Source organism: Zhengella sp., assembly GCF_041397485.1.
In the GTDB taxonomy this organism is placed as follows: domain Bacteria; phylum Pseudomonadota; class Alphaproteobacteria; order Rhizobiales; family Rhizobiaceae; genus Zhengella.
Genome location: NZ_JAWKWO010000004.1, coordinates 339,040 through 362,440, shown reverse-complemented (window position 1 = coordinate 362,440; position 23,401 = coordinate 339,040). Strand labels below are relative to the sequence as shown.

General features: G+C 65.5%; 15 protein-coding genes. 11 read left to right on the top strand and 4 right to left on the bottom strand.

Translation table 11 applies throughout. From position 1 onward, the window contains the following. Nucleotide 1 precedes the first annotated feature (1 nt). The 8 genes from R3D65_RS14160 (at nucleotide 2) to pcaF (ending at nucleotide 8,061) form a co-directional block, all read left to right on the top strand. Complete coding sequence (locus tag R3D65_RS14160) at nucleotides 2-496, top strand: FixH family protein (protein WP_371275889.1); 495 nt, start codon at nucleotides 2-4, stop codon at nucleotides 494-496. A gap of 1 nt (nucleotide 497) precedes the next feature. Continuing rightward, nucleotides 498-2,768, top strand: coding sequence for a cation-translocating P-type ATPase (locus R3D65_RS14155; protein ID WP_371275888.1), 2,271 nt, complete (start codon nucleotides 498-500; stop codon nucleotides 2,766-2,768). 10 nt (nucleotides 2,769-2,778) lie between these two features. Beyond that, a complete protein-coding gene (ccoS, locus tag R3D65_RS14150; RefSeq protein ID WP_371275887.1) occupies nucleotides 2,779-2,976 on the top strand; it encodes a cbb3-type cytochrome oxidase assembly protein CcoS in 198 nt (65 codons plus the stop codon). A 107-nt stretch (nucleotides 2,977-3,083) separates the two neighbouring features. Continuing rightward, complete coding sequence (locus tag R3D65_RS14145; RefSeq protein ID WP_371275886.1) at nucleotides 3,084-3,749, top strand: CerR family C-terminal domain-containing protein; 666 nt, start codon at nucleotides 3,084-3,086, stop codon at nucleotides 3,747-3,749. Next, complete coding sequence (locus R3D65_RS14140; RefSeq protein WP_371276045.1) at nucleotides 3,749-4,702, top strand: HlyD family secretion protein; 954 nt, start codon at nucleotides 3,749-3,751, stop codon at nucleotides 4,700-4,702. The genes R3D65_RS14145 and R3D65_RS14140 overlap by 1 nt, the downstream gene beginning before the upstream one ends. Beyond that, on the top strand, nucleotides 4,699-5,616 hold the full coding sequence (locus tag R3D65_RS14135; protein ID WP_371275885.1) for an ABC transporter ATP-binding protein: 918 nt from the start codon (nucleotides 4,699-4,701) through the stop codon (nucleotides 5,614-5,616). Before R3D65_RS14140 ends, R3D65_RS14135 begins: the two co-directional genes overlap by 4 nt. Continuing rightward, nucleotides 5,613-6,749 carry an ABC transporter permease gene (locus R3D65_RS14130; protein ID WP_371275884.1) on the top strand — a complete coding sequence of 379 codons (1,137 nt, stop codon included), beginning with the start codon at nucleotides 5,613-5,615 and terminating at the stop codon, nucleotides 6,747-6,749. Before R3D65_RS14135 ends, R3D65_RS14130 begins: the two co-directional genes overlap by 4 nt. 109 nt (nucleotides 6,750-6,858) lie before the next feature. After that, entirely contained in the window at nucleotides 6,859-8,061 is a 1,203-nt protein-coding gene (gene pcaF, locus R3D65_RS14125) for a 3-oxoadipyl-CoA thiolase (RefSeq protein WP_371275883.1), read from the top strand. 42 nt (nucleotides 8,062-8,103) lie between these two features. Here pcaF and R3D65_RS14120 read toward each other — a convergent pair whose 3' ends face one another. Continuing rightward, nucleotides 8,104-11,556 (bottom strand): AAA family ATPase, encoded by a 3,453-nt coding sequence (locus tag R3D65_RS14120; RefSeq protein WP_371275882.1) that lies wholly within the window; start codon nucleotides 11,554-11,556, stop codon nucleotides 8,104-8,106. Continuing rightward, nucleotides 11,556-12,791: an exonuclease SbcCD subunit D gene (locus R3D65_RS14115; protein ID WP_371275881.1), complete on the bottom strand. Its 1,236-nt coding sequence runs from the start codon at nucleotides 12,789-12,791 to the stop codon at nucleotides 11,556-11,558. Before R3D65_RS14115 ends, R3D65_RS14120 begins: the two co-directional genes overlap by 1 nt. Before the next feature lie 268 nt (nucleotides 12,792-13,059). On the opposite strand from R3D65_RS14115, the gene R3D65_RS14110 reads away from it, so the two are divergent. Both R3D65_RS14110 and R3D65_RS14105 read left to right on the top strand, forming a co-directional pair. Continuing rightward, on the top strand, nucleotides 13,060-14,355 hold the full coding sequence (locus R3D65_RS14110; protein ID WP_371275880.1) for an efflux RND transporter periplasmic adaptor subunit: 1,296 nt from the start codon (nucleotides 13,060-13,062) through the stop codon (nucleotides 14,353-14,355). Further along, nucleotides 14,352-17,483, top strand: coding sequence for an efflux RND transporter permease subunit (locus R3D65_RS14105; RefSeq protein WP_371275879.1), 3,132 nt, complete (start codon nucleotides 14,352-14,354; stop codon nucleotides 17,481-17,483). The genes R3D65_RS14110 and R3D65_RS14105 overlap by 4 nt, the downstream gene beginning before the upstream one ends. Here R3D65_RS14105 and R3D65_RS14100 read toward each other — a convergent pair. Next, nucleotides 17,480-21,088 carry a glycoside hydrolase family 99-like domain-containing protein gene (locus R3D65_RS14100; protein ID WP_371275878.1) on the bottom strand — a complete coding sequence of 1,203 codons (3,609 nt, stop codon included), beginning with the start codon at nucleotides 21,086-21,088 and terminating at the stop codon, nucleotides 17,480-17,482. The genes R3D65_RS14105 and R3D65_RS14100 overlap by 4 nt on opposite strands. 596 nt (nucleotides 21,089-21,684) lie before the next feature. On the opposite strand from R3D65_RS14100, the gene R3D65_RS14095 reads away from it, so the two are divergent. Next, a complete protein-coding gene (locus tag R3D65_RS14095; RefSeq protein ID WP_371275877.1) occupies nucleotides 21,685-21,888 on the top strand; it encodes a hypothetical protein in 204 nt (67 codons plus the stop codon). A 259-nt stretch (nucleotides 21,889-22,147) separates the two neighbouring features. Here the strand turns inward: R3D65_RS14095 and R3D65_RS14090 are convergent, their stop codons facing one another. After that, nucleotides 22,148-23,317: a glycoside hydrolase family 99-like domain-containing protein gene (locus R3D65_RS14090; RefSeq protein WP_371275876.1), complete on the bottom strand. Its 1,170-nt coding sequence runs from the start codon at nucleotides 23,315-23,317 to the stop codon at nucleotides 22,148-22,150. Nucleotides 23,318-23,401 lie beyond the last annotated feature (84 nt).

Below are 23,401 nucleotides of genomic sequence, written 5' to 3'. Positions count from 1 at the left end.
AATGGACGGCAAGATGGCAGAGCGGGAATTCACGGGGAAACACATGCTGGGCGTGCTGGTGCTGTTTTTCGGCACCATCATCTCGGTCAATCTCACACTGGCCTATTTCGCCAATTCCACATGGTCCGGGCTGGTGGTGAAAAATTCCTATGTTGCGAGCCAGCATTTCAACGAGAACCAGGGCGTTGCCCGCGCCCATGCCGCGCTCGGCTGGCATCCGTCCGTTTCCTATGACGGTGCGCAACTGCGCTTCACCCTGTTGGATGCAAAGGGTGCCCCCGTGGCCACGAATGGTGTCAAGGCCAAGCTGATGCGCCCGGCCCATGAGGGAATGGACCAGATTGTCGAACTCGTTTCCGCCGGCAATGGCCTTCATGTGGTGGATACCCGGCTGGCGGGCGGCCAGTGGGTTGTCGAGGTTCTGGCCGAGGCGGGGCTGGACACCCCTTACCGCCACGCCACGCGCATTCTCGTGAAAGGCGAGGGAGCCAAGTAGGATGAGCTGCTGCGCGCCAGGAACGGAAGGCGAAGCCTGCGAGGCGCAGTCCCTGCCGCTGGACGAGGAACTGCGCGAGGCTTCCCGCCCGGTTGGCGAGGGTCTGCGGCAGACGGATCTGTCGGTGCCGGGCGTCCATTGCGGTGCCTGCATCGTGGCCGTTGAAAATGCCTTGAACAAGGTCGAGGGCGTGACGTTCGCGCGCGTCAATCTCTCGACCCGGCGCGTCACGGTGCAATGGCGCGACGACGGCAGGACGGTTCCCGGCTTCTGTCAGACGCTGGCCTCCATCGGCTATCCTGCCCATATCTTCGACTTCGAGGCGGAGGGGCGCGACACGGAATTGTCGAAGCTGCTGCGTGCGGTCGCGGTGGCCGGGTTCGCCGCCAGCAACATCATGCTGCTGTCCGTCTCTGTCTGGTCCGGGGCCGAAGGCGCGACGCGCGATGTCTTCCACCTGATCTCCGCCATCATCGCCATTCCGGCGCTGGCCTATTCGGGGCGCATCTTCTTCTCGTCCGCGTGGAGCGTGCTGAAACACGGGCGCACCAACATGGACGTGCCGATCTCCATCGGCGTGCTGCTGGCTTACGGCATGAGCCTGTACGACACGCTGAACCATGGCCGGCATGCCTATTTCGACGCGGCGGTGATGCTGCTGTTCTTCCTGCTGATCGGGCGCACGCTCGACCACGTGATGCGCGAACGGGCGCGCACGGCGGTCAAGGGACTGGCGCGGATGGCGGCGCGCGGCGCCCTGCTGGAGGATGCGGCCGGCGAGCGTCGCTGGATCGCCACCGGCGAGATCGAGCCGGGCATGCGCATCCTGCTGGGCGCGGGCGACCGGGTGCCCGTGGACGGGCGGGTCGTATCCGGCCAATCGGACCTCGATTGTTCGCTCGTTTCGGGTGAAAGCGCGCCGCAGGCGGTGACACGGGACATGGATGTGCGCGCCGGGACGCTGAACCTGACCGGCGCGCTGACCATCGAGGCGACGGCACGGGCAGAGGATTCCTTCCTGGCCGAAATGGTGCGGCTCATGGAGGCCGCAGAGGGCGGCAAGGCGCGTTACCGCCGCATAGCGGACCGCGCCGCACAGCTTTATGCGCCCGTGGTGCATCTCACCGCCTTCCTGTCCTTCATCGGCTGGTTCTGGGCAACCGGCGACTGGCACCAGTCGCTGACCATCGCGATTGCGGTTCTCATCATCACCTGTCCCTGCGCACTCGGTCTGGCCGTGCCCATCGTGCAGGTCGTCGCCGCGCGGCGGCTGTTCGAGCGCGGCATCATGGTCAAGGACGGCAGCGCCATGGAGCGGCTTGCCGAGGCCGACGCCGTGCTGTTCGACAAGACCGGCACGCTGACCATGGGGCGGCCGCGCCTGACCGACGCGGCGGCCGTCGCGCCCCATCTTCTGGCCGCGGCCGCGGATCTGGCCAGCCACTCACGGCATCCGCTGGCGCAGGCGCTGGCCGCCTATCGTGACGGCGAAGGTGTCCCTTTCGATGCGGTGCGCGAAGTGCCGGGGCAGGGGCTTGAGGCGCAAGGCGCCGACGGGCTCTGGCGTCTGGGCCGGCGGGACTGGGCGGTATCGGGCGGGGCCGCGGACACGGCGGACGGACTGACCGCGACCACGCTTTCGCTCGATGGCGAGGAATTGGCCGTTTTCCGCTTCACCGACCAGTTGCGCCCGGATGCAGGCGCGGCGGTTCATGCCCTTTGCGGGGCGGGCCTGCCGGCGCGCATCATTTCCGGCGATCACCGCGATGCGGTGGCCGATGTCGCCGGCCGGCTCGGCATCGGCGATTTCCATGCCGCCATGCTGCCGGCACAGAAGGTGGAAGCGATCAGAAGCCTTTCGGACCAGGGCCGCAAGGTGCTGATGGTCGGTGACGGGCTCAACGACGCCCCGGCGCTCAATGCCGCGCATGTCTCGATGGCACCGGCGACTGCGGCGGATATCGGCCGCAACGCCGCCGATTTCGTGTTCCTGCGCGACTCGCTCGCCGCGGTTCCGGCCGCGCTCTCGGTCTCCCGCCAGGCAGGACGGCTGATCCGGCAGAATTTCGCCATCGCGATCGTCTACAACATCATTGCCGTGCCCCTGGCGATTACCGGCCATGTCACGCCGCTGCTGGCCGCGCTGGCCATGTCGGGGTCATCGATCCTCGTGATCTCCAACGCGATGCGGCTAATGGCCACGCGTCTGGTCGGTGTGGAGGAGCGCGAGCGGGTGGAGCAGGGCGAAGCCCGGCTGGAGCCCGGCGAATAGGAAAACGCGCATGAACGTTCTGGTCTATCTCATTCCCATCGCGCTTTTCCTGGGGGCGCTTGGCCTTGGCGCCTTCCTGTGGTCGTTGAAGAGCGGACAATATGACGACCTCGACGGTGCGGCGGAACGCATCCTCCATGACGATCCCTGGGACGGAGCCGAGGGTGACGATGACCCGCGCGAAGCGGGCTCCGGCTTCCGGTCCTAAGTTCAGGGCCAGCGCGTCCGGCGGCGACAGCGCGCGTGACCTGTGACAGGAAGAGGTCTTGCCTTTAATCAATCGTTTGATTAAATTGTGCGCGAAAGGACGGTGCCATGGTTCCTGTGAACGGCATTTCCCGAAGCGGGTCCGAGGAAACGCGCGAGGCCCTGATCCGGGCCGGGCTGACGCTTTTTGGCCGGGACGGCTTTGCCGCAGCGTCCACGCGCGCCATTGCCGCCATGGCGGGGGCGAATGTGGCATCCATCGCCTATCATTTCGGCGGCAAGGAAGGGTTGCGGCTGGCCTGTGCGGAGACTGTCGCGGCCCGGATATCGCGCGTGGCGGGGGCGGCGGAGCAATTCGATGCCGGTGGCGATCCTGAGCGCGCGCAGGCCTTTCTCGAAGGCGTGATCGACCGGTTCATCGCACAGATCATCGCTGGCCAGGACGGGCGGTCGCTGTCATCGTTCATCCTGCGCGAAATCGGCGAGCGCGGGCCGGTCTTCGATCTTCTCATGTCCCGCTTCATCGGCCCGGTTCACAAGGGGCTTTGCCGTGTCTTTGCCGTTGCCGCGGGAACGGACCCGGACAGTGCGGATACCCGCCTTGCCGTGTTCACGCTGGCAGGGCAACTGCTCTATTTCCGCATCGGCCAGCCGGTCGTGCTTGGCCGCATGGGCTGGGAGACAATGGGCGCGGACGAATGCGGCCAGCTTGCCAGAACCGTCAAGATCAACCTCGCCGCCATGATTGCGGCGAGAAAGGAGATGCCATCATGATGGACCTGCTTTGCGCAGTGCCGCTGGTCGCCGGCTGGCTTGCGGCGTGCTCGCCTTCGACAGCCATCGTGACCGGGTATGCCGAGGCGGAAAGCGTGCTGGTCGCGCCCATCGAAACCGCGCGGCTGGAGGTCCTGCATGTCCGGCGCGGCGACCGGGTGGCCAAAGGCACACTTCTGGCCGGCATGGAAAAGCGCGATTCACGGATTGCCGTGGCGCAGGCGCAAGCAGCGCTGGCGCAGGCGGAAAGCCAGCTCGCCAATATCAGCCAGGGAAAGCGGCCGGAGGAAATCGCGGTCATCGAGGCGTCCCTCAATTCCGCCGAAGCGCAGCGCGAAGAGGCCCAGAGGACAGTGGACCGCATGGCCGACCTGGAAAGGCGCGGTGTGGCGACGCAGGCCTCGCTCGATGACGCCAGGACGGGGCTTGCGGTGGCCGAGGCCAAGGTGCGCGAACTGAAGGCCAATCTGAAGGTGGCGCGCCTGCCGGCCCGTGCCGACGAGATCAAGGCGGCGCGCGCTGCGCGTGACCAGGCGATGGCGGCATTGGAGAATGCGCGATGGCGGTTGGAAAACCGCGAATTGCTGGCGCCGGAGGCCGGGCAGATCACCGATGTCATCCGCAATCCGGGCGAACTGGCCGGCCCGCAGGCGCCCATCCTTGCCCTGCTGCCGGAAGGGGGCGTGAAACTGAAACTCTACATACCGGAAGCCGGGTTTGCGGGTATCAGCCGCGGGACCGTGCTGCCTTTCAGTTGCGACGGATGTGCGAAAGGAATGACGGCAACGGTGTCCTATGTCTCCGACGAACCGGAATTCACGCCGCCGGTCATCTATTCCCTGGAAAACCGGCAGAAACTCGTCTTCCTCGTCGAGGCCCGGCCCGATGACGGCGCGCGCGATCTGAAGCCTGGCCAGATCGTGGATGTTCGCCTGCCCGGTTCCGGATCATGAGCGAACCGGCCATTTCCGTGCGCGGGCTGGTCAAGCGTTTCGGCGCAAAGACAGTGGTCGACCATGTGTCGATGGATGTGGCGCGCGGGGAGATCGCCGGCTTCCTCGGGCCGAACGGATCGGGCAAGACGACCACCATCCGGTGCATGTGCGGCCTGCTGACGGCGGATGAGGGCGAGGGCACGGTGCTGGGCCATGACATGCGCCGGGAAGCGCGCGCCATCAAGCTCAGGACCGGCTACATGACGCAGCGCTTTTCCTTCTACGAGGACTTGTCGATCGCCGAGAACCTGCGGTTCGTGGCCCGGCTCTACCAGTTGCCCAGGGGCGCGGTGGCCGAAACGCTGGAGGATCTGGGGCTGACCAGCCGGCGAAACCAGCTTGCCGGCACGCTGTCGGGCGGCTGGAAGCAGCGCCTTGCGCTGGCCGCCTGCCTGATGCACAAGCCGGACCTGCTGTTGCTGGACGAACCCACAGCCGGCGTTGACCCGAAGGCGCGGCGCGACTTCTGGGACGAGATCCATGCGCGCGCCGCCGCCGGCCTGACGGTGCTGGTCTCCACCCACTACATGGACGAAGCCGAGCGGTGTCACCGCATCCACTACATTTCCTATGGCAAGTTGCTGGCCAGCGGCACGGTGGCCGAAGTGGTCGCCGACGCGCAACTGACGACATGGGTGCTGAGTGGAGGCGATCTCGGCACGGCGATCGGCGCCCTGTCCGGCGCGCCCGGCGTCGACCAGATCGCGCCGTTCGGCACGACGATCCATGTGGTGGGCGCCGATGCGCCGGCGCTTGAGCGGTCCGTCCGAGCGGCGGCAGAAACGGCCGGTTCCAGCGCCAAACGTGGCGACACGAGTCTGGAAGACGTCTTTATCCGCTTCATGGCGCAGTCGCGGGACAACATGGCATGAACCGCTGGTTCTCCCTTGCCCGTCTCGGCGCGATGCTTGCCAAGGAATTCGTCCAGATGCGCCGCGACCGCGTCACCTTCGCCATGATGCTGGGCGTGCCGCTGATGCAACTCGTTCTGTTCGGCTATGCCATCAACAACGATCCCAAGGCGCTGCCGGCCGCGCTCGTCGCCTTCAGCCAGGACCGTTTTACCCGCGCCATGGTCACGGCGCTTGAAAATACGGGTTATTACCGCTTCGTCCTGCATGGCTCGGATGCGCACAAGGCCGAGGCCATGCTGGCTGCCGGCGACGTTTCCTTCGTCATCACCATCCCTTCGGATTTCGGCACGCGCGTGCTGAAGAACGATCATCCGCAATTGCTGATCGAGGCAGACGCGACGGACCCTTCCGTGGCTTCCGGCGCGATCTCGACACTGTCCACAGTCGCCGCCCAGGCGTTGCAACGCGAGCGCGGCGATGCGGGCCAGGACGGGGCGACCTTGCCGCAGCCGCCCGACATCGTCGTGCACCGGCGCTACAACCCGGAAGGCATCACGCAATACAACATCGTGCCCGGCCTGCTGGGCGTCATCCTGCAGATGACCATGGTGATGATGACGTCGATGGCGCTCACGCGGGAAAGCGAGCGCGGCACGATGGAAAACCTGCTGGCGATGCCGGCGACGCCGGCGGAGATCATGCTTGGCAAGGTGCTGCCCTATCTTGTGGTCGGTTCCGTGCAGGTGGCGGTGGTGCTTGGTGCGGCGAGGGTCCTTTTCGCCGTTCCGTTTTTCGGCTCGATGACGCTTCTGCTCACCGGGATCTTCATCTTCGTCATGGCGCTCGTCCTGCTCGGCTACACGATCTCGACGATTGCCAAGAGCCAGATGCAGGCGATGCAGCTCACCTTCTTCTTCTTCCTGCCTTCGCTGCTGCTGTCCGGCTTCATGTTTCCGTTCCGGGGCATGCCGTCATGGGCGCAATATCTGGGGGAAACCTTCCCGCTGACGCATTTCCTGCGCCTGATACGCGGCGTCATGCTGAAGGGGGCCGATCTTCCGGCAGTCGCCACCAGCCTGCTGGCGCTGTGCCTCTTTGTCATCCTCTATGCCATGCTGGCCTTGCTGCGTTTCCGGCGCACGCTCGACTAGGGCGGTTCGCTCCGGTCGAAAGCCGCTCCAATGCAGCCATTGCTCTTGCATTCGCTTTCCCAAACCGCGAAAAAGGCGCCGGCTTGTTCCGGAGGGAGAGAGAATATCCATGGCTGAGGCCTTCATCTGTGACTATGTCCGCACGCCCATTGGCCGCTTCGGCGGTGTCCTGTCATCGGTACGCGCCGACGATCTTGGCGCCATCGCGATCCGTGCGCTGACCGAGCGCAACACGAATGTCGACTGGAGCGCGGTGGACGACGTGATCTACGGATCGGCCAACCAGGCCGGCGAGGACAACCGGAACGTGGCGCGCATGGCGCTGCTGCTGGCCGGCCTGCCGGTGGACGTGACCGGCACCACGGTCAACCGCCTGTGCGGCTCCGGGATGGATGCGGTCATCATGGCGGCGCGGGCCATCAAGGCAGGCGAGGCGGACCTGATGATCGCAGGCGGCGTGGAGAGCATGAGCCGCGCGCCCTTCGTCATGCCCAAGGCCGATACGGCATTTTCGCGCAATGCAGAAATCTACGACACGACGATCGGCTGGCGCTTCGTCAATCCGCTGATGAAGAAGCAATACGGCATCGATTCCATGCCGGAGACGGCGGAAAACGTGGCCGAGGATTTCAATGTTTCGCGCGAGGACCAGGATGCCTTCGCCCTGCGCTCGCAGCAAAAGGCGGCGGCGGCGCAGGAAAACGGCCGGCTGGCCAGGGAAATCGTGCCGGTGACGATCCCTTCGCGCAAGGGCGAGCCCACGGTGGTCGACAAGGATGAGCATCCGCGCGCGACGACGCTTGAAAAGCTGGCCGCGCTGAAGGCGCCGTTCCGGGCAGGCGGTTCGGTGACCGCGGGCAATGCATCCGGCGTCAACGATGGTGCGGCGGCTCTCGTCGTCGCATCGGAAGCGGCGGCGAGGAAATACGGCCTGACGCCGATCGCGCGCATCCTCGGCGGAGCAACGGCGGGCGTGGCGCCGCGCATCATGGGTTTCGGCCCGGCGCCGGCGACAAAGAAGCTTTGCGCGCGACTCGGTCTCACGCCGCAGGATTTCGACGTGATCGAACTCAACGAAGCCTTTGCCTCCCAGGGGCTGGCGACGCTGCGCGATCTCGGCATTGCCGACGATGCGGACCATGTGAACCCGAATGGCGGCGCTATCGCGCTCGGCCACCCGCTGGGCATGTCGGGCGCGCGCATCACCGGCTCCGCCGCGCTGGAACTGCATCATCGCGGCGGCAAGCTCGGTCTGGCGACCATGTGCATCGGTGTCGGCCAGGGCATTGCCGTGGCGCTGGAAAAGGTCTGACCTCCGGGCGATTGCTCGATCCGGCATTTCCGGGCGGCGTGCTCAGGCGATCTCGTGGATCCTGACGCCGTCCGGGCAGACTTCGCGGGCGATATCGACGACGTGCCGGTGGTGGGTGAGGTAGATGGCCTGCCCGGTGCCCCCGATACGCTGCATGATGCGGCAGGCGGCGCGGGTGCGGTCCTCGTCGAAGGTCTCGAAAATGTCGTCGCAGAAGAACGGCAGGTGGATGCCCTGGCTCCCGAGCTGTTCATAGGCTGCCGCGCGCAGCGCGAGATAAAGCTGGAAACGCGTGCCCTTGGACAGATCCTCGACCCGCTTGGCGGTGCCCGCCGCGTCCGTGACCAGCAGGATCTCCGATGACCCTTCCGGCTGGGTCAGCAGTTTCCGGTAAGCGCCGTTGGTCAGCGTGGCGAAAACGGTCTCGGTGGCCGCCATCATCCCGCTGCGATGGGTGTCGCGATAGCGGCGTATCGCCGTCTCCGCGAGTTGCAGGCCGAGCGACAATTCCAGATAGTCCAGCGCCGTCTCCTCGATTGCCAGTTCCAGCGTCGTCCTGCGCTCGACGAGGCGGGCAATGTCGGCGTCGCCGGTAACTGCGGCCAGATCGCGCGCGGTTGAGACGCGGGCTTCCGTGGCTTTCGTGATGCGCAGGTCGATGGCTTCCAGGTCGCTTGCCAGATTGTCCGCCTGCGCCTGCAAGCCGGCCGCGGTGGCATCGGCCAGCGCAAGACGGGCAGCCGACAGGTCTGCGACGGAAAGGATGTCGAGAACCTGGCGTTGGCAGGCCGACAAGCGTTCGCGCCAGGTGCCGATTTCCCCGGCCAAGGCTACTGCCGTGCGCAATTCGGCCAAGGTTGCCACCGGTATGCCGGCGGGAAAGATCGCGGCCAGTTGACGGACCTCGCGGTCGATTTCATCCAGCCGCCGGCGGGCAGCCTGCAATGCCTGCCGCTTTTGCACCAACCGCGTCTCGCCATCCTTGCGGCGGTGTTCGGTCTGGACGGCATGCTCGGCACGATGGCGCAAGGCATCGAAGGTGGCCAGCGGATCGCCGCCGCCGGTTTCCGTTCCGCTTGCCGATGCAAGGGCGGCGGCCAGCGCATCCACCCGGCCGGAAAACTGGCGCTGGTCTTCCTCCATGCCAGATACCTGCCGTTCGGCGCTGGTCCGGCGGCTGTCATGTTCGCGCAGCCGGCTCAGGGGCTCCAGCGACCGTTCCAGCGTTTCGGGGCCTATCCGTCCGTCAAACAGCCTTTGCACACGCTCCGTCCAGGCCTGGCGTGCGGTGGCGGCCCGGGCTTCACGCCGGTCAAGCCGGTCCTTGCGTCCAGCCAGGTCGCGTTGAAGTTCCTGTACCCGCTCCATCGCCGCCTTCAGCGCATCCGCATGATCGCGTTCGGCCCTGGCGAGGCGGCGCGCCGCCGTCAGGCAAGCGTCGAATTCCGGTTCCGCCAGGTCGAGGAAGGGGCGCAATGCCTGCACCAGCGCGTCGGCCTTCTCCAGCACCGGGCGATGCCGGTCTTCCACCGCCTGGCGTTGCCGGGCGGCCAGGCCCGCGGCTGCCAGCCGGTCAATCCAGGGGAAAAAGGCGGAAGGCGAGGTTGCCGGATCCAGTCCGGCGGCGCTGGCGGCATCGGCAATGCGTGCCTCGATCGCGGCTTTCTGCGTTTCCAGCGCGTCGCGTTGCCGCTCGCCCTGCACGGCCCTTGCCGCTGCTTCCGAAAGGCCCTGTTCGGCCTGGCGCAAGGCTGCCAGTTCACGGGCGCGGGCAAGGCGGGTCCGCGCCATGTCATCGACCTGGCGCATTGCCGTCTCGAACATATCGGCGCTGTCGCCGGTCAGGGCCTTGCGATGGGCCGACCAGAGCGTGTCGCGCTGCTCCATCAAGCCCTTTGCTTCGAGGTCGGCAATCACCGTTCCGGCTGCCGTCAGCCGTTCGATTTGCGCGGTGTGGACGGCGGCGGTCTCCCGGTATCCGGCAATGCGGTCGTCTTGTTCCGCGATCTTCCTTTCGAGTGTGGAGAGGCGCCCGGCCAGATCACGGGCATCGTCGGCTGTCAGCGGGCAGGAGGGCAGGTTGTCGAACCGTCGTCCGGCAAGGCCCAGCGCGTCGAGGCCGTCGCGGGCCTGCCGGCGTGCTTCGTCGACGGCCGCGCGGGCGGCGGCATGGGCGGATGCCAGCGAATCCGCGTCGAAACGGTCGAGAATGGCGGAAATTCCGGATGCGGCGGGGGCGGCCCGCTTCTGCGCCTCGTGCGCCCGGACGGCCTCGCGCAAGCGCGTTTCCAGGGCCTCCACTTCCGCCGCCTCGCTGGTACGGTCACGCTCTGCGGCCTGCATGGCAGCGCGCGCGGCCTCCAGATCGGCCAGATCGGCCGTCGAGCAGATGAGGCTTTCGGGCGCCACGGCCTCGTCAACCCGAAGGTCGGCTGCCGCGCGCGCCATGTCCTGCAAGGCTTCGCGGACGGCCGCGCGCCGTTTGGGCAGGTCGATGCCGGCAGTGTTGTAGCGGCTGCGCAAGGTGTCGAGCTCATCGAGCGGTTTGGCGATGGCGAGGCCCTCGGGATCCGGTTCCAGCCCGGCAAGGGCTTGCTGCAACGCCACGATTTCGTCTTCGAGGCGTTCGGCGTCATTGGCTGCCCTGGTCTGTTCGTCCCTCAGCGCTTCGAGATCCTCGCTGCTGATATCGACGCGGGCGGGGTATTGCGCGTGGGGGGCGATCCGCTTTTCCAGGTCGTCGATCTCGTTGATGAGGGGCAGGGCGCGGCGGCGCGCATCGACGTCTGCCGCCTGGCGCCGGAGGTCCGCGCGCTCCTGACGGACTGCATCTTCCTCCTCAGCCGCCTGGTCGCGGGCCTGCCTGAGCCGGCGCCAGGCATTTGCGCTGATGTCGTTGTCGCGGATTTCGCGCTCGACCTCGGCAAGCTCCTTTTTCAGGGACGCCATGCGCGTGGTGCTGGCGCGCTTGCGATAAAGCTTGTCCGCCTCGTCGCGGGCCGCTTCCAGGACGGCATTGAGATCGGCCACGCCCGCGGCGGCGGAAAACAGCAGCCGTCCGATATCGCCGCGCGCGTTGGCGATATCCTCGCCGCCACGTTCGATGGTCTCGTCATCGAGGCAAAGCAGGTTGCGATAGTCATCCAGCGAAAGGCCGCCCAGATGGGCTGTCAGCGCAGTCTCGGGCAGCGCGGTTCCGGTCTCGTCAACCAGCGAAGCGGCGCGCGTGGGCAGGCGCGTGAAGGCGCGGGCGCCCTCCGCGGTTTCCAGAAGGGCAGAGACACGCAGGTTCTTGCGCTGATGCTGGAAATCATAGGGCTCACGGTTGGGAAAGCCGTAAAGCAGGCGCAGGAAGGCCTCCTTGGTGGTGGTTTTCCCGGCTTCGTTCGGCCCATGGATGATGTGGAAATCCGCACCCGTCCCGGCTTCGCCGAAATCAAACCTGCGCGCCGTGAAGTGGCCGAAGAAATCGAGATCGAGCCGCCGGATGCGCATCAGCCGGATGCCCCCTTCATGCGTGCGACCAGCCTTTGCGCACCTGCCGCCAACAAACGCTGGCCAAGGGCCACGGCTTCGTCCTCATGCGGAGCCAGCGCGGCGCGGCGGTGGGGTGGCAACTCCGCCAGAACGCCGGCCAACTCCTCCTGTACCGCTGCGGCGAATCCCGGTTCTTCGCGAATGGCATCCATCAGCCGCGCCAACTCATCCGTCGCGGCGGCGCCATGTCCGGCATCCTGCGGAGGCTGCAGGTCGAAGGCCAGTTTCTCCAGCCAGAGGCGTCCTGTCTCGCGTGCGACATTATCGGCGGTTTCGCGCCAGATGTCGCGGTCGCGCAGGAACTGCCAATGGGCGGGCGGCCTGCCCTTCAAGGTCAGGCGCACGATGCCTGCATCCGATTCCAGTTCGCCGGCAAGACCGGTCAAAGCCTTGCGCAGCATGGCCCGCAGGGCGTCGCCGCTGTCGGCCCCGGTGATGTCCAGATCCAGTGCGGTGAACTCCACGAGCGACGTTGCCACCTCGCTTGTGGTGATGATCCCGTCTTCAATGGTGAGCATGGTCGCCGTTTTCGCGCCCGCTTCGCCGATGTCGCGGCCTTGCGGAATGCCCGGCATGACGATCAGGGGCGATTCGGAATGAACCTGTCTCTTGTGAACATGGCCAAGCGCCCAATAGTCAAAACCCATGGCAGCCATGTCGGCGACCGAGCAGGGGGCATAGACGTCATGGCCGGGCGACCCGGCAAGCGAGGTGTGCAGCATGGCGATGTTGACGGCTCCGGCAACGGGCGGATGGAACTTCCCAAGAAGGCTTTCCGGGGCTTGCGCCCGCGCGAAGCTGACGCCGTGAATCCAGATTCCCCCGGCCAGCTCCACCTTGCCGCCGCGTCCGTCGAAAACGTGCACATTGTCCGGCAGCGCCAGTTCGCCGGTGATGGGATTTTCCGCATCATGGTTGCCCTTGATGTAGAAGGCGCGGATGCCGGCCTGGCGCAGGCGGTCGAACTGGCCTGTCAGGAAAGCCGCGGTGCGAGCGCTGCGTTCGGCGCCGTCAAAAAGGTCGCCTGCAATCAAGAGGGCAGCGACACCCTCGGCAATCGCCGTGTCGACGATGCGCGCGAAGGCATCGCGCGTGGCGGCGTGGACGATGGCGCGCAGGCTTTCATCGCGCAGCGCAAGCGACTTGAGCGGGGAGTCGAGGTGGATGTCGGCGGTGTGCAGTATTCTGATCACGCTTTCCCTGTCTGCTCGGTGTTGCCCATGCCCGGAGGAAGAACGATACCCGATTCGTTCAATTGACCCTTGGGCTGGCAGGAAGCAGGTTATCTTCCGTGATTTCAAGGCAGATGGACACAAGCACGCCGCCGCGGCTGACCGATGGAAGACCGGTTCGGGATTTGTGATCGGGCAAACTGACGGCTGATCGCCGCTTGCGATCCATATCATCATATGTGCATATGAGCGCCGTGTTGGCCGCGTCGCTGCAAGGAACGGATATCAAATGAAGCGGATCGCAATCATTCTCATGCGCGGCCTGGCCGTCCTTGTTCCGGTTGGCCTGGGCGTCCTGGCGATCATCGTCTCGGGCAGCCTGTTCGAGGCACCGGAGGCGAGCGAAAAGGCGGTCAGGGCGATGCCGGTGCGTGTGCTGACGCTGGAGCCGGTGGATGTGCTGCCGCGCGTCAAGGGGTATGGCAAGGTCACGCCGGCGCGTGCATGGCGCGCGGTCGCCCGGATCGATGGCGAGATCATCGAAACGGCGGAGAACCTGGCAAACGGAAGGCTGGCGGAAAAGGGAACGGTGCTGGCGCGCATCGACGACACCGACCTGCAACTGGCCATCGCCCAGACCGATGCGCAACTGGCGGCCCTGGACGTGAAGGATGAAACCCTGAATGCCAGCCTGGCGATCAGCAGGAGCGACCTGGAATTGTCGGAGGCCGAACTGGAGCGGCAGAAGGCGCTGCAGGACAGGGGCGTGGCGACGCAGGCGCGGCTGGAGCAGGCGCAGCGCGCGGTCGTGGCGGCGCGCGCGAAAATGACCGAGATTGAAAACCAGCTCGTCCTCAACGGCGCCGAACGCAAGGTGCTGAGGGCACAGCGCGCAATTTCCGAGCGCAATCTCGATTTCACGTCCATCACCGCGCCCTATGACATCATCATCGGGGAGGTGAATGCCGAACTCGGACAGGTTGTCACGCGCGGGGCGACGTTGTTCACGGCAGAGGGAACGGACGCTGCGGAAGTCAGCGCCCAGTTTGCCATCGGGCGGGCCGGACCGGTGGTCCGCGCGCTGGAGGACGGACAGGACATCACCGATCTCGGCGCCACGGTGCGCCTGCCCGTGCCGGGCCGTGTGGTGGAATGGCCGGCCAGCGTGGCGCGGATTGGCGAGACGGTGGATGCGCGCACCCAGAGCCCCAATATCGTCGTTCGCGTGGACCGGCCGCTCGATTTGGCCGAACCGGGCGTCCGGCCGCCCTTGCGCCGGAACATGTTCGTCGAGGTCGAACTGCATGCGCCGTTGCGCAAGACCATCGCGGTGCCGGCGGAGGCGGTGCAGGCGGGCAGCGCGCTCGTTGTCGGTGCCGGCAACCGCCTCGAAACACGGGCGGTCAGGGTGTCCCATGTCATGGACGGAATAGCCATTGTCGGCGAGGGGCTTGCCCCTGGCGACCGGCTGGTGGTCAGCGACCCGACCATCGCGATTCCCGGCATGGCGGTCCTGCCCGTCGAGGATGAAGCGCTCAAGGCGGACATTGCGGCTGCGGCCATCGGCAGGGAGCCGGGCGAATGATCAGCCTTCTCGCGCGCCATCCGACGGCAGCCAACATCCTGATGATCGCGCTGATCGGGCTTGGCGCGGTGGCCGCGCCGACGCTCAGGCGCGACACGTTTCCCGTGATTCCGCCTTCCGATGTCGAGGTGCGCATCGCCTATCCGGGCGCCGCGCCGGGCGAGGTGGAGCGCGGCATCTGCATGGTGATCGAGGACCCCGTGCGTGCCGTGGAGAACCTTGCCGAACTGCAGTGCCAGGCGCGCGACAATCTCGCCATCATGACGGCAGAGATCGTGGACGGCGCTGACATGGACCGCTTTGCCGCCGACATCAAGGCAGCGGTGGAGGGCGTGACCGGCATGCCCGAAAAGGCCGAGGACCCGGTGACGCGGATCGTCGAGCGGATTGCCAACGTGGCCTCGGTGGCCGTGACCGGGCCGGAGGATCCGGCCGTGCTGCATGCCTATGCCGACCGGCTCGCCGAGACGCTGAAGCGCAATCCCGGAATCACCCAGGCAGACGTGGCCGGTTTTTCCGACCGCGAGATCGCCATCGAGATGGATGCCGAGGCGCTGGAGCGCCACGGATTGACCATAGCCGATGTCGCCGCCGCCCTGGCGCGCCACAGTCTCGACATGCCGGCGGGCACGATCGAAGGGCCGCGGGGCGATGCGCTGGTGCGCTTTGCCGGCGAACGGCGCAGTCCGGGCGAGATCGCGACGATCCCCGTCACGGGTTCGGCGCTGGGGCGCGAAGTCCTGCTTGGCGAAATCGCGACGATCGCACGCCGCTTTTCCGATCCGGCCGTGGCCACGTGGTTCAATGGAAAGCGCGCCGCCATCATCAATGTCACCAAGACCGACAGCCAGGATGCGCTCAACGTCATGGATGCGCTGCAAGGCGAACTCGCAACGGCGCGCGCTGAGGCGCCGGCGGGCATTTCCCTCGACATCGCGCAGGACAGCACGACCAATATCGTCGAACGGTTGCGCATCATCGGCACGAATGGCGTGCAGGGCCTTGCCCTGGTGCTGGCCGTGATGTGGCTCTTCTTCGGCTTCCGCTTCTCTTTCTGGGTCGCGCTCGGCCTGCCGGTCTCTTTTCTCGGCACGGTGTTCGTGATGCAGCTCACCGGCCTGACGATCAACATGATCACCATGGTGGCGCTTCTGGTGGCGATCGGGTTGCTGATGGACGATTCCATCGTCATCTCGGAAAACATCGTGCGCCGCCGGCAAAAGGGCGAGGCGCCGCTGGCGGCGGCAGTGAATGGCGCCATGCAAGTCATGCCCGGCGTTCTCGCCTCCTTCCTGACGACGGTCATGATCGTTGGCCCGCTGGGCCTGCTCACTGGCCAGATCGGGGCAGTGCTCAAGTTCATGCCGATCGTGCTCGTCATCACGCTGGTGGTCAGCCTGCTGGAGGCCTTCCTGATCCTGCCGCATCACCTGAAACATGCGCTCGGCACGGATGCCGGGCAAAGCCGGGTGAGCCGGGCGGTGAACGGTGCCTTCGACCGCTTGCGCGACGGGGCCGTCGTGCCGCTGGCGCGTCTTGCCTTGCGGTTTCGCTACCTGACCCTTGGACTGGCGCTGTTCGCCTTGCTGTTTTCGGTGGCGCCGATCACGGGCGGCTTCCTGAAGTTCCAGAGTTTTCCGACGCTCGAAAGCGACACGGTGGAGGCGCGGCTGCTGCTGCCGCAAGGCATGCCGCTGGCCCTGACCGCCGAGCGGGTGGGGCGCGTGACCGATGCGCTGGAACAGATCAACCGCGAGGAAACGCCGAAGCAGCCGGACCGGCAGCCGCTTGTCGGCCATGTCACCGTTTCCTTCGGAAGCAATCCCGATGTTGCCGAGAGCGGGCCGCACCTGGCGACCGTGAGTGCTGCGCTGCTGCCGGCGGGGACGCGCACGACCACCGTGACCGCCGTTCTCGACCGGTGGAAGGAACTGACCGGTCCGTTGCCGGACATGGTGGCGCTGCGCTTCACCGATCGTGAGCGCGGGCCCGGCGGAAAGCCCATCGACATTCGCCTCAAGGGCGGCGACCTGGAGCAATTGCTGGCCACGGCGCAGGAATTGCGCGCCTTCTTCCGCGGCTTCGACGGTGTGCGGGACGTGACCTACGACCTGCGTCCGGGCAAGCGGGAATTTGTGGTGAGGCTGCGCCCGGCCAATGCCACGGCGCTCGGCGTCAGCGCGCAGAGCGTGGCAACCCAGTTGCGCGCGGCCTTTCGCGGCGATACCGGGCTGTCCTTTCCCGATGCGCTGGGGCAGGTGGATATCGTCGCCCGTCTGTCGCCTGCCGACCGGGGCAACGGAGACGACATCGGCCGGATCATGATCGCGGGACCGGATGGCGCGCTCATTCCGTTGTCGGCGGTTGCCGACATCACCGAAATACGCGGATTTGCCGGGATCACACGGATCGATGGAGAGCGTACGGTCTCCGTCACGGGCTCCATCAATCCGGCCGTGGCCAATGCCCGCGAACTGATCGCGGCCATGAAGAGCGACTATCTTCCGCGTCTGGCCGAGGAGAGGCCCGATGTGCGTGTGGTGGTCGCGGGCGAGGAAAAGGATACCGCGACGACCGGATCGTCGCTGCTGCGCAACATGATCGTCGGGCTGGTCGGGGTTTTCCTGATCCTGGCGTTCCAGTTCCGCAGCTTCATCCAGCCGCTGGCCGTCATTGCCGCCATTCCGCTGGGCTTCGTCGGTGTCGTCTGGGGCCATATGGCGCTGGGCATCCAGCTTTCCATGCCGAGCATGGTGGGCATGGCCACGCTTGCCGGCGTGGTGGTGAACAATTCCATTCTCCTGGTCGAGTTCATCAAGGGGCATGTGGAGCAGGGCGACGACATCCTGGCTGCCGGCGTCAATGCCGTACGCGACCGGTTCCGGGCGATCTTCCTGACATCGCTGACCACGGTGGTCGGCCTCGGCCCTTTGCTGCTGGAGCAATCGACGCAGGCGCAGTTCCTGAGGCCCATCGTCACGAGCCTGGCCTTCGGCCTGACCGGGGCGACGCTGCTGGCGCTGTTCGTTTCACCGGCGGTGTTCGCCATCCTGCACGACCTGCGCCTGGTGCGTGCCGTCAAGCCGGAGGAGGAGATGCCCGTGGCCGCCGTCTCTCGCCCGGCCTAGTCGTCGGCCCCGTTCTCTTCATGTGCGACACGATAGCCGATGCTGCGGGCGAGCACGGGCAGCGAAGAGACAAGGAAAGACGTCCGTTCCGGATCGTCGCACCACAGGCCCAGCACCGACGGTGCCTTGGCAAGAACCGGGCGGACGACGCCCGTGCGCATCACGATACTGGAGCAAGTGCGGCTGTCCCCGTCTTCCAGTCTTGCCGATAGCTGGGCGCCGAGTTCCGACAGCAGGATCGCCTTGCGACCGTCCTCGAATGCCGGTTCCCGTGCGGTTCCCAGCATCAGCAGGCCGAGGTCCTCGTCCATGTAGAAGCGATGGGCCAGGGAAAGGATGGCGTCGGGCTCGTCCGGTACGGCTTGTCCCGTGAGGACGAGATCGAAATCGAGCAATTGCCTGCCCATGGCGAGCATCTGCCCGATGGGCGAAGCGGAAATGCTTTCCGGTACTTCCGTCAAATCCCCTGTGCCGCCGGCCGTATCGAACCATTCCAGGTCGGCGGTTTCCAGGGACAGGGATTGCCGGCGGGCGCCGAGAATCGCGATGCGCCCGTGGCGCTTGCCTGTGAGCGCCCGGGAAGCCGCGTTGATATAGGCGTGGCCCCAGGACGCATCCGGCTCCATATAGGTGCCTTCGGCCCATTCGTTCCATGCATTGACGATGACGACCTGATGGTCGGGCGCGTTTCTTTCGAGCGTGTCCTCGGTGATCTCCTCGAACAGGCGCTGGAACCGTGCCGGGGTGGAGCCGTGAAAGATCGTCGCCCGCTGGCCCCGCCTGGCGGTGTTGTCCCATTGGGGCATGATCCCGCGGATCTGCGGGCAGGTTCCGTCGCGGCCGGGCTTTGCCGCCTCCTCGACATAGCTGTCATAGTCAAAGACATGGCCGGAAAAGCCCTTGGCATCGCTCATGACATCCGAGGTGACCTGCCGCAGTTTGGTCAGGTTGTGCGGCGGGAACTCGATTTCCAGATCGAAACCGTCGGCCGCCGCTGACGAGTAGCCGAAGGACACCACGGCGCCGATCACGATCTCGCCGATTCCGGCCTCGCGGCAATGGGCACGCCAGCGCGCAAGGGTGCGGCTGACCTCGGGAAGCAAACCGGGGCGGTAGACAACGAAGAGCGGCTTGCCGCCGATCCGGACATAGCGCGGATCCTGCATGTAGCGGGCGATGTCGGCAATCATCGCCAGATCGTCTTCCGACGAATGCTCCTGCTTCATGAGCACTTCGTTTTCCGCGCCATCCCACCGGCGTGTCCAGTTCTCGTTCGCCCAGCAGAGGAAGAAGGGAAAATCGATGTCAGGCCGTTCCAGCAGGTTGTCGACCGGCCGTTCCAGAAGCCTGTGGCCGGCGAACCAGTAGTAGTAGACAGCGAACCCCTCAAAGCCGAAGCGTCTGGCAAGCGCCGCCTGCTCGGCCATCACATCGGCGATGCGCAGGTCGTAATAGCCGAGGTCGGCGGGCACGCGCGGCTGCACATGCGCGGGAAAAAGCGGCATGGCCTTGCCGACATTGGTCCATTCGGTGAAGCCCTTGCCCCACCATGCGTCATTTTCCCGGATGGGGTGGAATTGCGGCAGGTACCAGGCGAAAGCCCTGACCCGGGGGGGCGCGGCAACGGGGCGTGCCTCTTCATACTCCCTCAACGGGGCACCGGGCTTCATCCAGCGATTGGCGCCGGTGTCCTCGTCGGCTGGCGGACCGCTGGCATCCGTCAGGCGCCTTTCGTGGATGCCGACCGAAACATAGTGGGCGAAAGGTTCCACGCCGGCCTGGACGCAGTCCGAATAGGTGGTCTGGTAGAAACGCGGATCAAAATCGCTGCGCGGGCGCAAGCCGTAGATGCGTCCGAAACGCAGGTAGTGATCGATGAAATCCACATCCGGGTCGGTCGCGTGGATCTGGCGGGCGTAGAAATCCGCGTCGAAAAGGCCGCTGGCTTCGATGGCGTGCCTCCACTCGGCCAGCAGATCCCTGCCGTCATCCGTGCTTGGCGCCGTGGCTTCGATCGTCTTGTTCTTGCGAAGGTAGTCGGCAAGCGGATTGACGCGGCCGGTGTCGAGATCCGGATTGGCCTTCACATAGGCGTTGATGTCAAACCATTCCGTCGGCCAGCGGCCTTCGCGCCCGCCCTTCAGGACGAAATGGTGCAGCGGCGGGCAATCCGTGTGGTCCAGATCGGTGTTCAGGCGCCTGTAGAGCGCGCTGTCGAACACCTGCCTCTTGCGGATCAGGGCGTAGTCGCCGGCCATCTGCTCCAGCGCCTGATGATTGAGCGTGCCGGAATGGAACAGCCGCGAGAGAAAGGCGCGCGCATCCGCGTCGAGCGCGGATTCGAGGTCGTGTTCGAGCTGGCGCGTGACAGCAGCCTGAATGCCGATGAAGCCCATGAGCGCGTTGGCATTGCGCGGCAAGTCGCGGTTTTCCTGGCGGAAACGCTGTGGATTGAACCAATGGTTCGGCCATCGGCCCTCGGATGCGCCCCTGGCCACGTAGTGCCCGAGGCCGCTTCCCCAGGCGCTGCGCGTGATGTCACGGTTCAGGTCGAGATAGAGGTCCTCGTCGAACAGCGCGGACCGGGCTATCAGCCGGTACTCCTCAATGGCGCGCTTGTAGTCGTCCTCGGAATAGATGCCGTTGGCCAGCATGTCGGCGGCGAAACGAAGCAAGGCCGGGTCGGCGGCATCATCGCCCGCCCCAAGCACTTCGGCGCGCCAGCGGTGATGGGCATCGACATAGGCGGCAAAGGGCGTTCGCCACGTCATGGGCCGGTTCCGGTTGGCATCCGTGAAGGCACCTGCGTTGAACCATGCATTGGGAAGATGGCCCTTGGCAGCGCCGACCGTCACATAGTGCAATACCGGGTCGGCCTTCAGGCCCAGCGGCTCCAGATAGGAGCGGGCATACCAGACGCGGTCAAAGGGTGTGTTGCCCGACAGCAGTTTCCACTCCGTCGCGATCTGCCTTGCATCCTCGCCGTCGCTCACCCTGAATGCCTTCAGCGCCGCGATGAATGCCGGCGTCCTGGCCAGTTCCTCGGGCGAAAGGTCTTGCTGTCCATCCGGCGCAGCGGAAACCTCGCCGGCAAGGCCCGCGATGAAATGGGCGAAGGCATTCCGGCCGGATGTCCGGCAATCGCGATTGCTTTGCAGGTAGGCTTCCGGATCAAACCACCGGGCCGGTTTCAAACCCGCCTGTTCACCGGCCAGCACGTAGTGGGCAATGGCGTGCAAATCCTCGTTGCCCGCTTCCCCGGTCTGTTCGGCGTAGTGGAGATGATCGAAATAACCGCTTTTGCGGATGATGTGAAAGTCTTTCCGTCTGCTTTCCCGAATTGCGTCCGTCAGGCCATCCTGACGGTCGGCCACGAGATCGAAACGGTTGTCGAACCATTTCTGCCGCCTGCGCTCGCGATAGTCTTCCAAGCCCTTGAAATTGCGGCGTTCAGATGGTGGTAGGGCCGCAAGTTCACCCACCAGTTCCATGAATTCCGCCGGCCCGACAGACCGGGTGGGCATTCGCCCCTCACGCCGGCCATGCATCAGGAAATGCGCAAGCGGATCGCGCCCGCTCATGCGCACGTCGGAATAGCTCCGCAAGTAATTATCCTTGTCGAAAATCCTTAATTTCTTTATTATGAAATAATTTCTAGCAATGGAAGGGTGGCGAGCGAGTGAAATAACATCAACAATCATCAATCTGTTTCCAAACGGACAGGCAGCAATTGAAATCGTCCGGCTCTTTGACTAGAACGATCCTATTCATGGTGCGTCCTGCTCTGTAAAGATCATTTTTCGAGCTTTGCCACGAAGGGATGTGAGGCGTCAATTCGGAGCGCCGGGCATTGGTGTGAATCGGAGGTTTTCGATACAGAAGGCAGGAGCGGCGGCGAACCAGCGACGCTGCCCGCGAGCGGGTTCATGCCATGCCGCGCCGGGTTCCTTCATCGAATCTACTCGAAGACTCACCATGTGGTGTAGATAACGTGATAAAGCGGGGCGTGAAAGCCGCCAGGGGCAAGTTTACTCCAATTCGCCGCCGTGCGAATCCGGTCTGCCAGTGCCCATCGTTCGCGAAATGGAGTCCTGCCGCGTTCGTGGCCTGGATGAAAGAGGTGGACGGTCCAGGTGCCGGCAAACCGGTCGAAGCCGTCCAGGCAGGGGACAAAACTCTGAAATTCTGAGGAAATCTGATAATGAAAGCGCAGTTCGAGTACAAGCAGGTCTATTGCTATATCGACGGAGAGACGGGCGGGGGGTACAAGCTGACCCCATTCAATGGAATGGATCTGCAGGGTTTCGGCGAGGCCGGCTGGGAGCTTGTGAGCGTTGTCCCGCTTCCGGCGGAAAACGAAGCAGGTGTGCGCGGCGGCATCCTGTTCTTCAAGCGGACCATCTAGGCCGGATGCCGGTTTTGCGCCGGCACGGCCGGAAACCATGACGCGGCACGTCGAGCGGTTCAGCGAAGAGCGGAAACACCGCGGGTGCCTTGCGTCCGGCAGGCAATCAGATGCGGCGGGGCCGGTTCGTGCCGGTCCCGTTGCATTTCCGGTTGCGGGGTCCTTGTGGAGAGGGCGGGAACACCTCTGTCAGGCATCGCCGAAACGCCGTGGCCCCATCTCGATTGCGGGGTCCGCAACCGGGCGACCTCAGCGGTGATCAGCGGCCGGGCGAGGCAAGCGAGGCAAGAGCCTCGCCGGTCGCCGCGAGATAGGCGAAGCCGTTGTCCATGTCAGGCTCCAGATAGGCGCCTTCAGCCCATTCATTCCAGGCGTTTATGAAGACGAACTGCCGGTCGGGCGGGTTCAGGCGTTGGCTTGCCCGCAAGGCGTGATCCAGCCACGATGCGTAAAGTTTCGGCGTGGCGCCGGCAAAGACCGTTCCCCGGCCCGGCCTGCGCGCCTCATTGTCCCAGCCGGGCATGACGCCGGGAAAATAGGCGCGCCCGTCGTCGCGCGCGGTGCGGGTGTCCAGCCGCTGCCTTTCCAGTTCCACCAGGTCGCCATAGCGGTAGATCGTGCCGCGAAAGTCCGGATTCAGGATGCATTGCTCGTGGTTGGCCGGGTCGAGCGCGGCGCCATGCGGGGGAAAGCGGCAAACTGCATCGAAGGCATGCGCTTCGTCTCCGGCCAGGGTAAAGGCATCCGTCGCCACCAGGTAAAGGCCGCCCAGGCCGGCTTCGACGGCCATGGCGCGCCACCGGAGCATCGTGGCAGAGAGGTTTGCCACCTGCGCAGGCCTGTAGACGATAAGGAGCGGGCGGCCATCCACGCGCAGATAGCGCGGATCGGCCAGGTAGCGCCGCATGCCCGCAAAAACCGCCTCCAGTGCTTCCGGGTCATTCGTCTGGCGAATCAGAACCGCCGTTTCCCTGCCGTCCCAGCGACGCGTCCAGTTCTCGTTCGCCCAGGACAGCACGAAATTCATGTCGAGCCGGCCGGAGGCGTTTGCGAGGAACAGGTCGAGTGGTTTTTCCAGCGCGCGCCGGTGGCCGAAGGCATAGTAGTGGAAGGCGAAGGCCGTCAGGCCATGGGCGCGGGCCATTTCCACCTGGCGCACCATGGTTTCCTCAAGGCGCAGGTCATAGTAGCCCAGCGTCGCAGGGCGGCGGGGCTGTTGGTGGCCGGCGAACTGGGGCACCGCCTTGGCGACATTGTGCCAGTCGGTGAAGCCTTCGCCCCAGAAGCGGTCATTGTCCGGGGTGGGATGATATTGCGGCAGATACCAGGCGATGAGGCGGGGGCCTTGCGTGCCTGGGGGCGGGGTTGCATCCTGTGGTGGAGAGGCCGGCGCGATGGCGGCAAGCCCGCGCCCGGCGCGTTCCACCATGGACCGGTACAGAGCGGTGTGCGGGCTGTTTGCGGCCGCTGATCCGCGCCGGAGGCCGAAAGCGAGGAGCCACCGCGCCAGCGC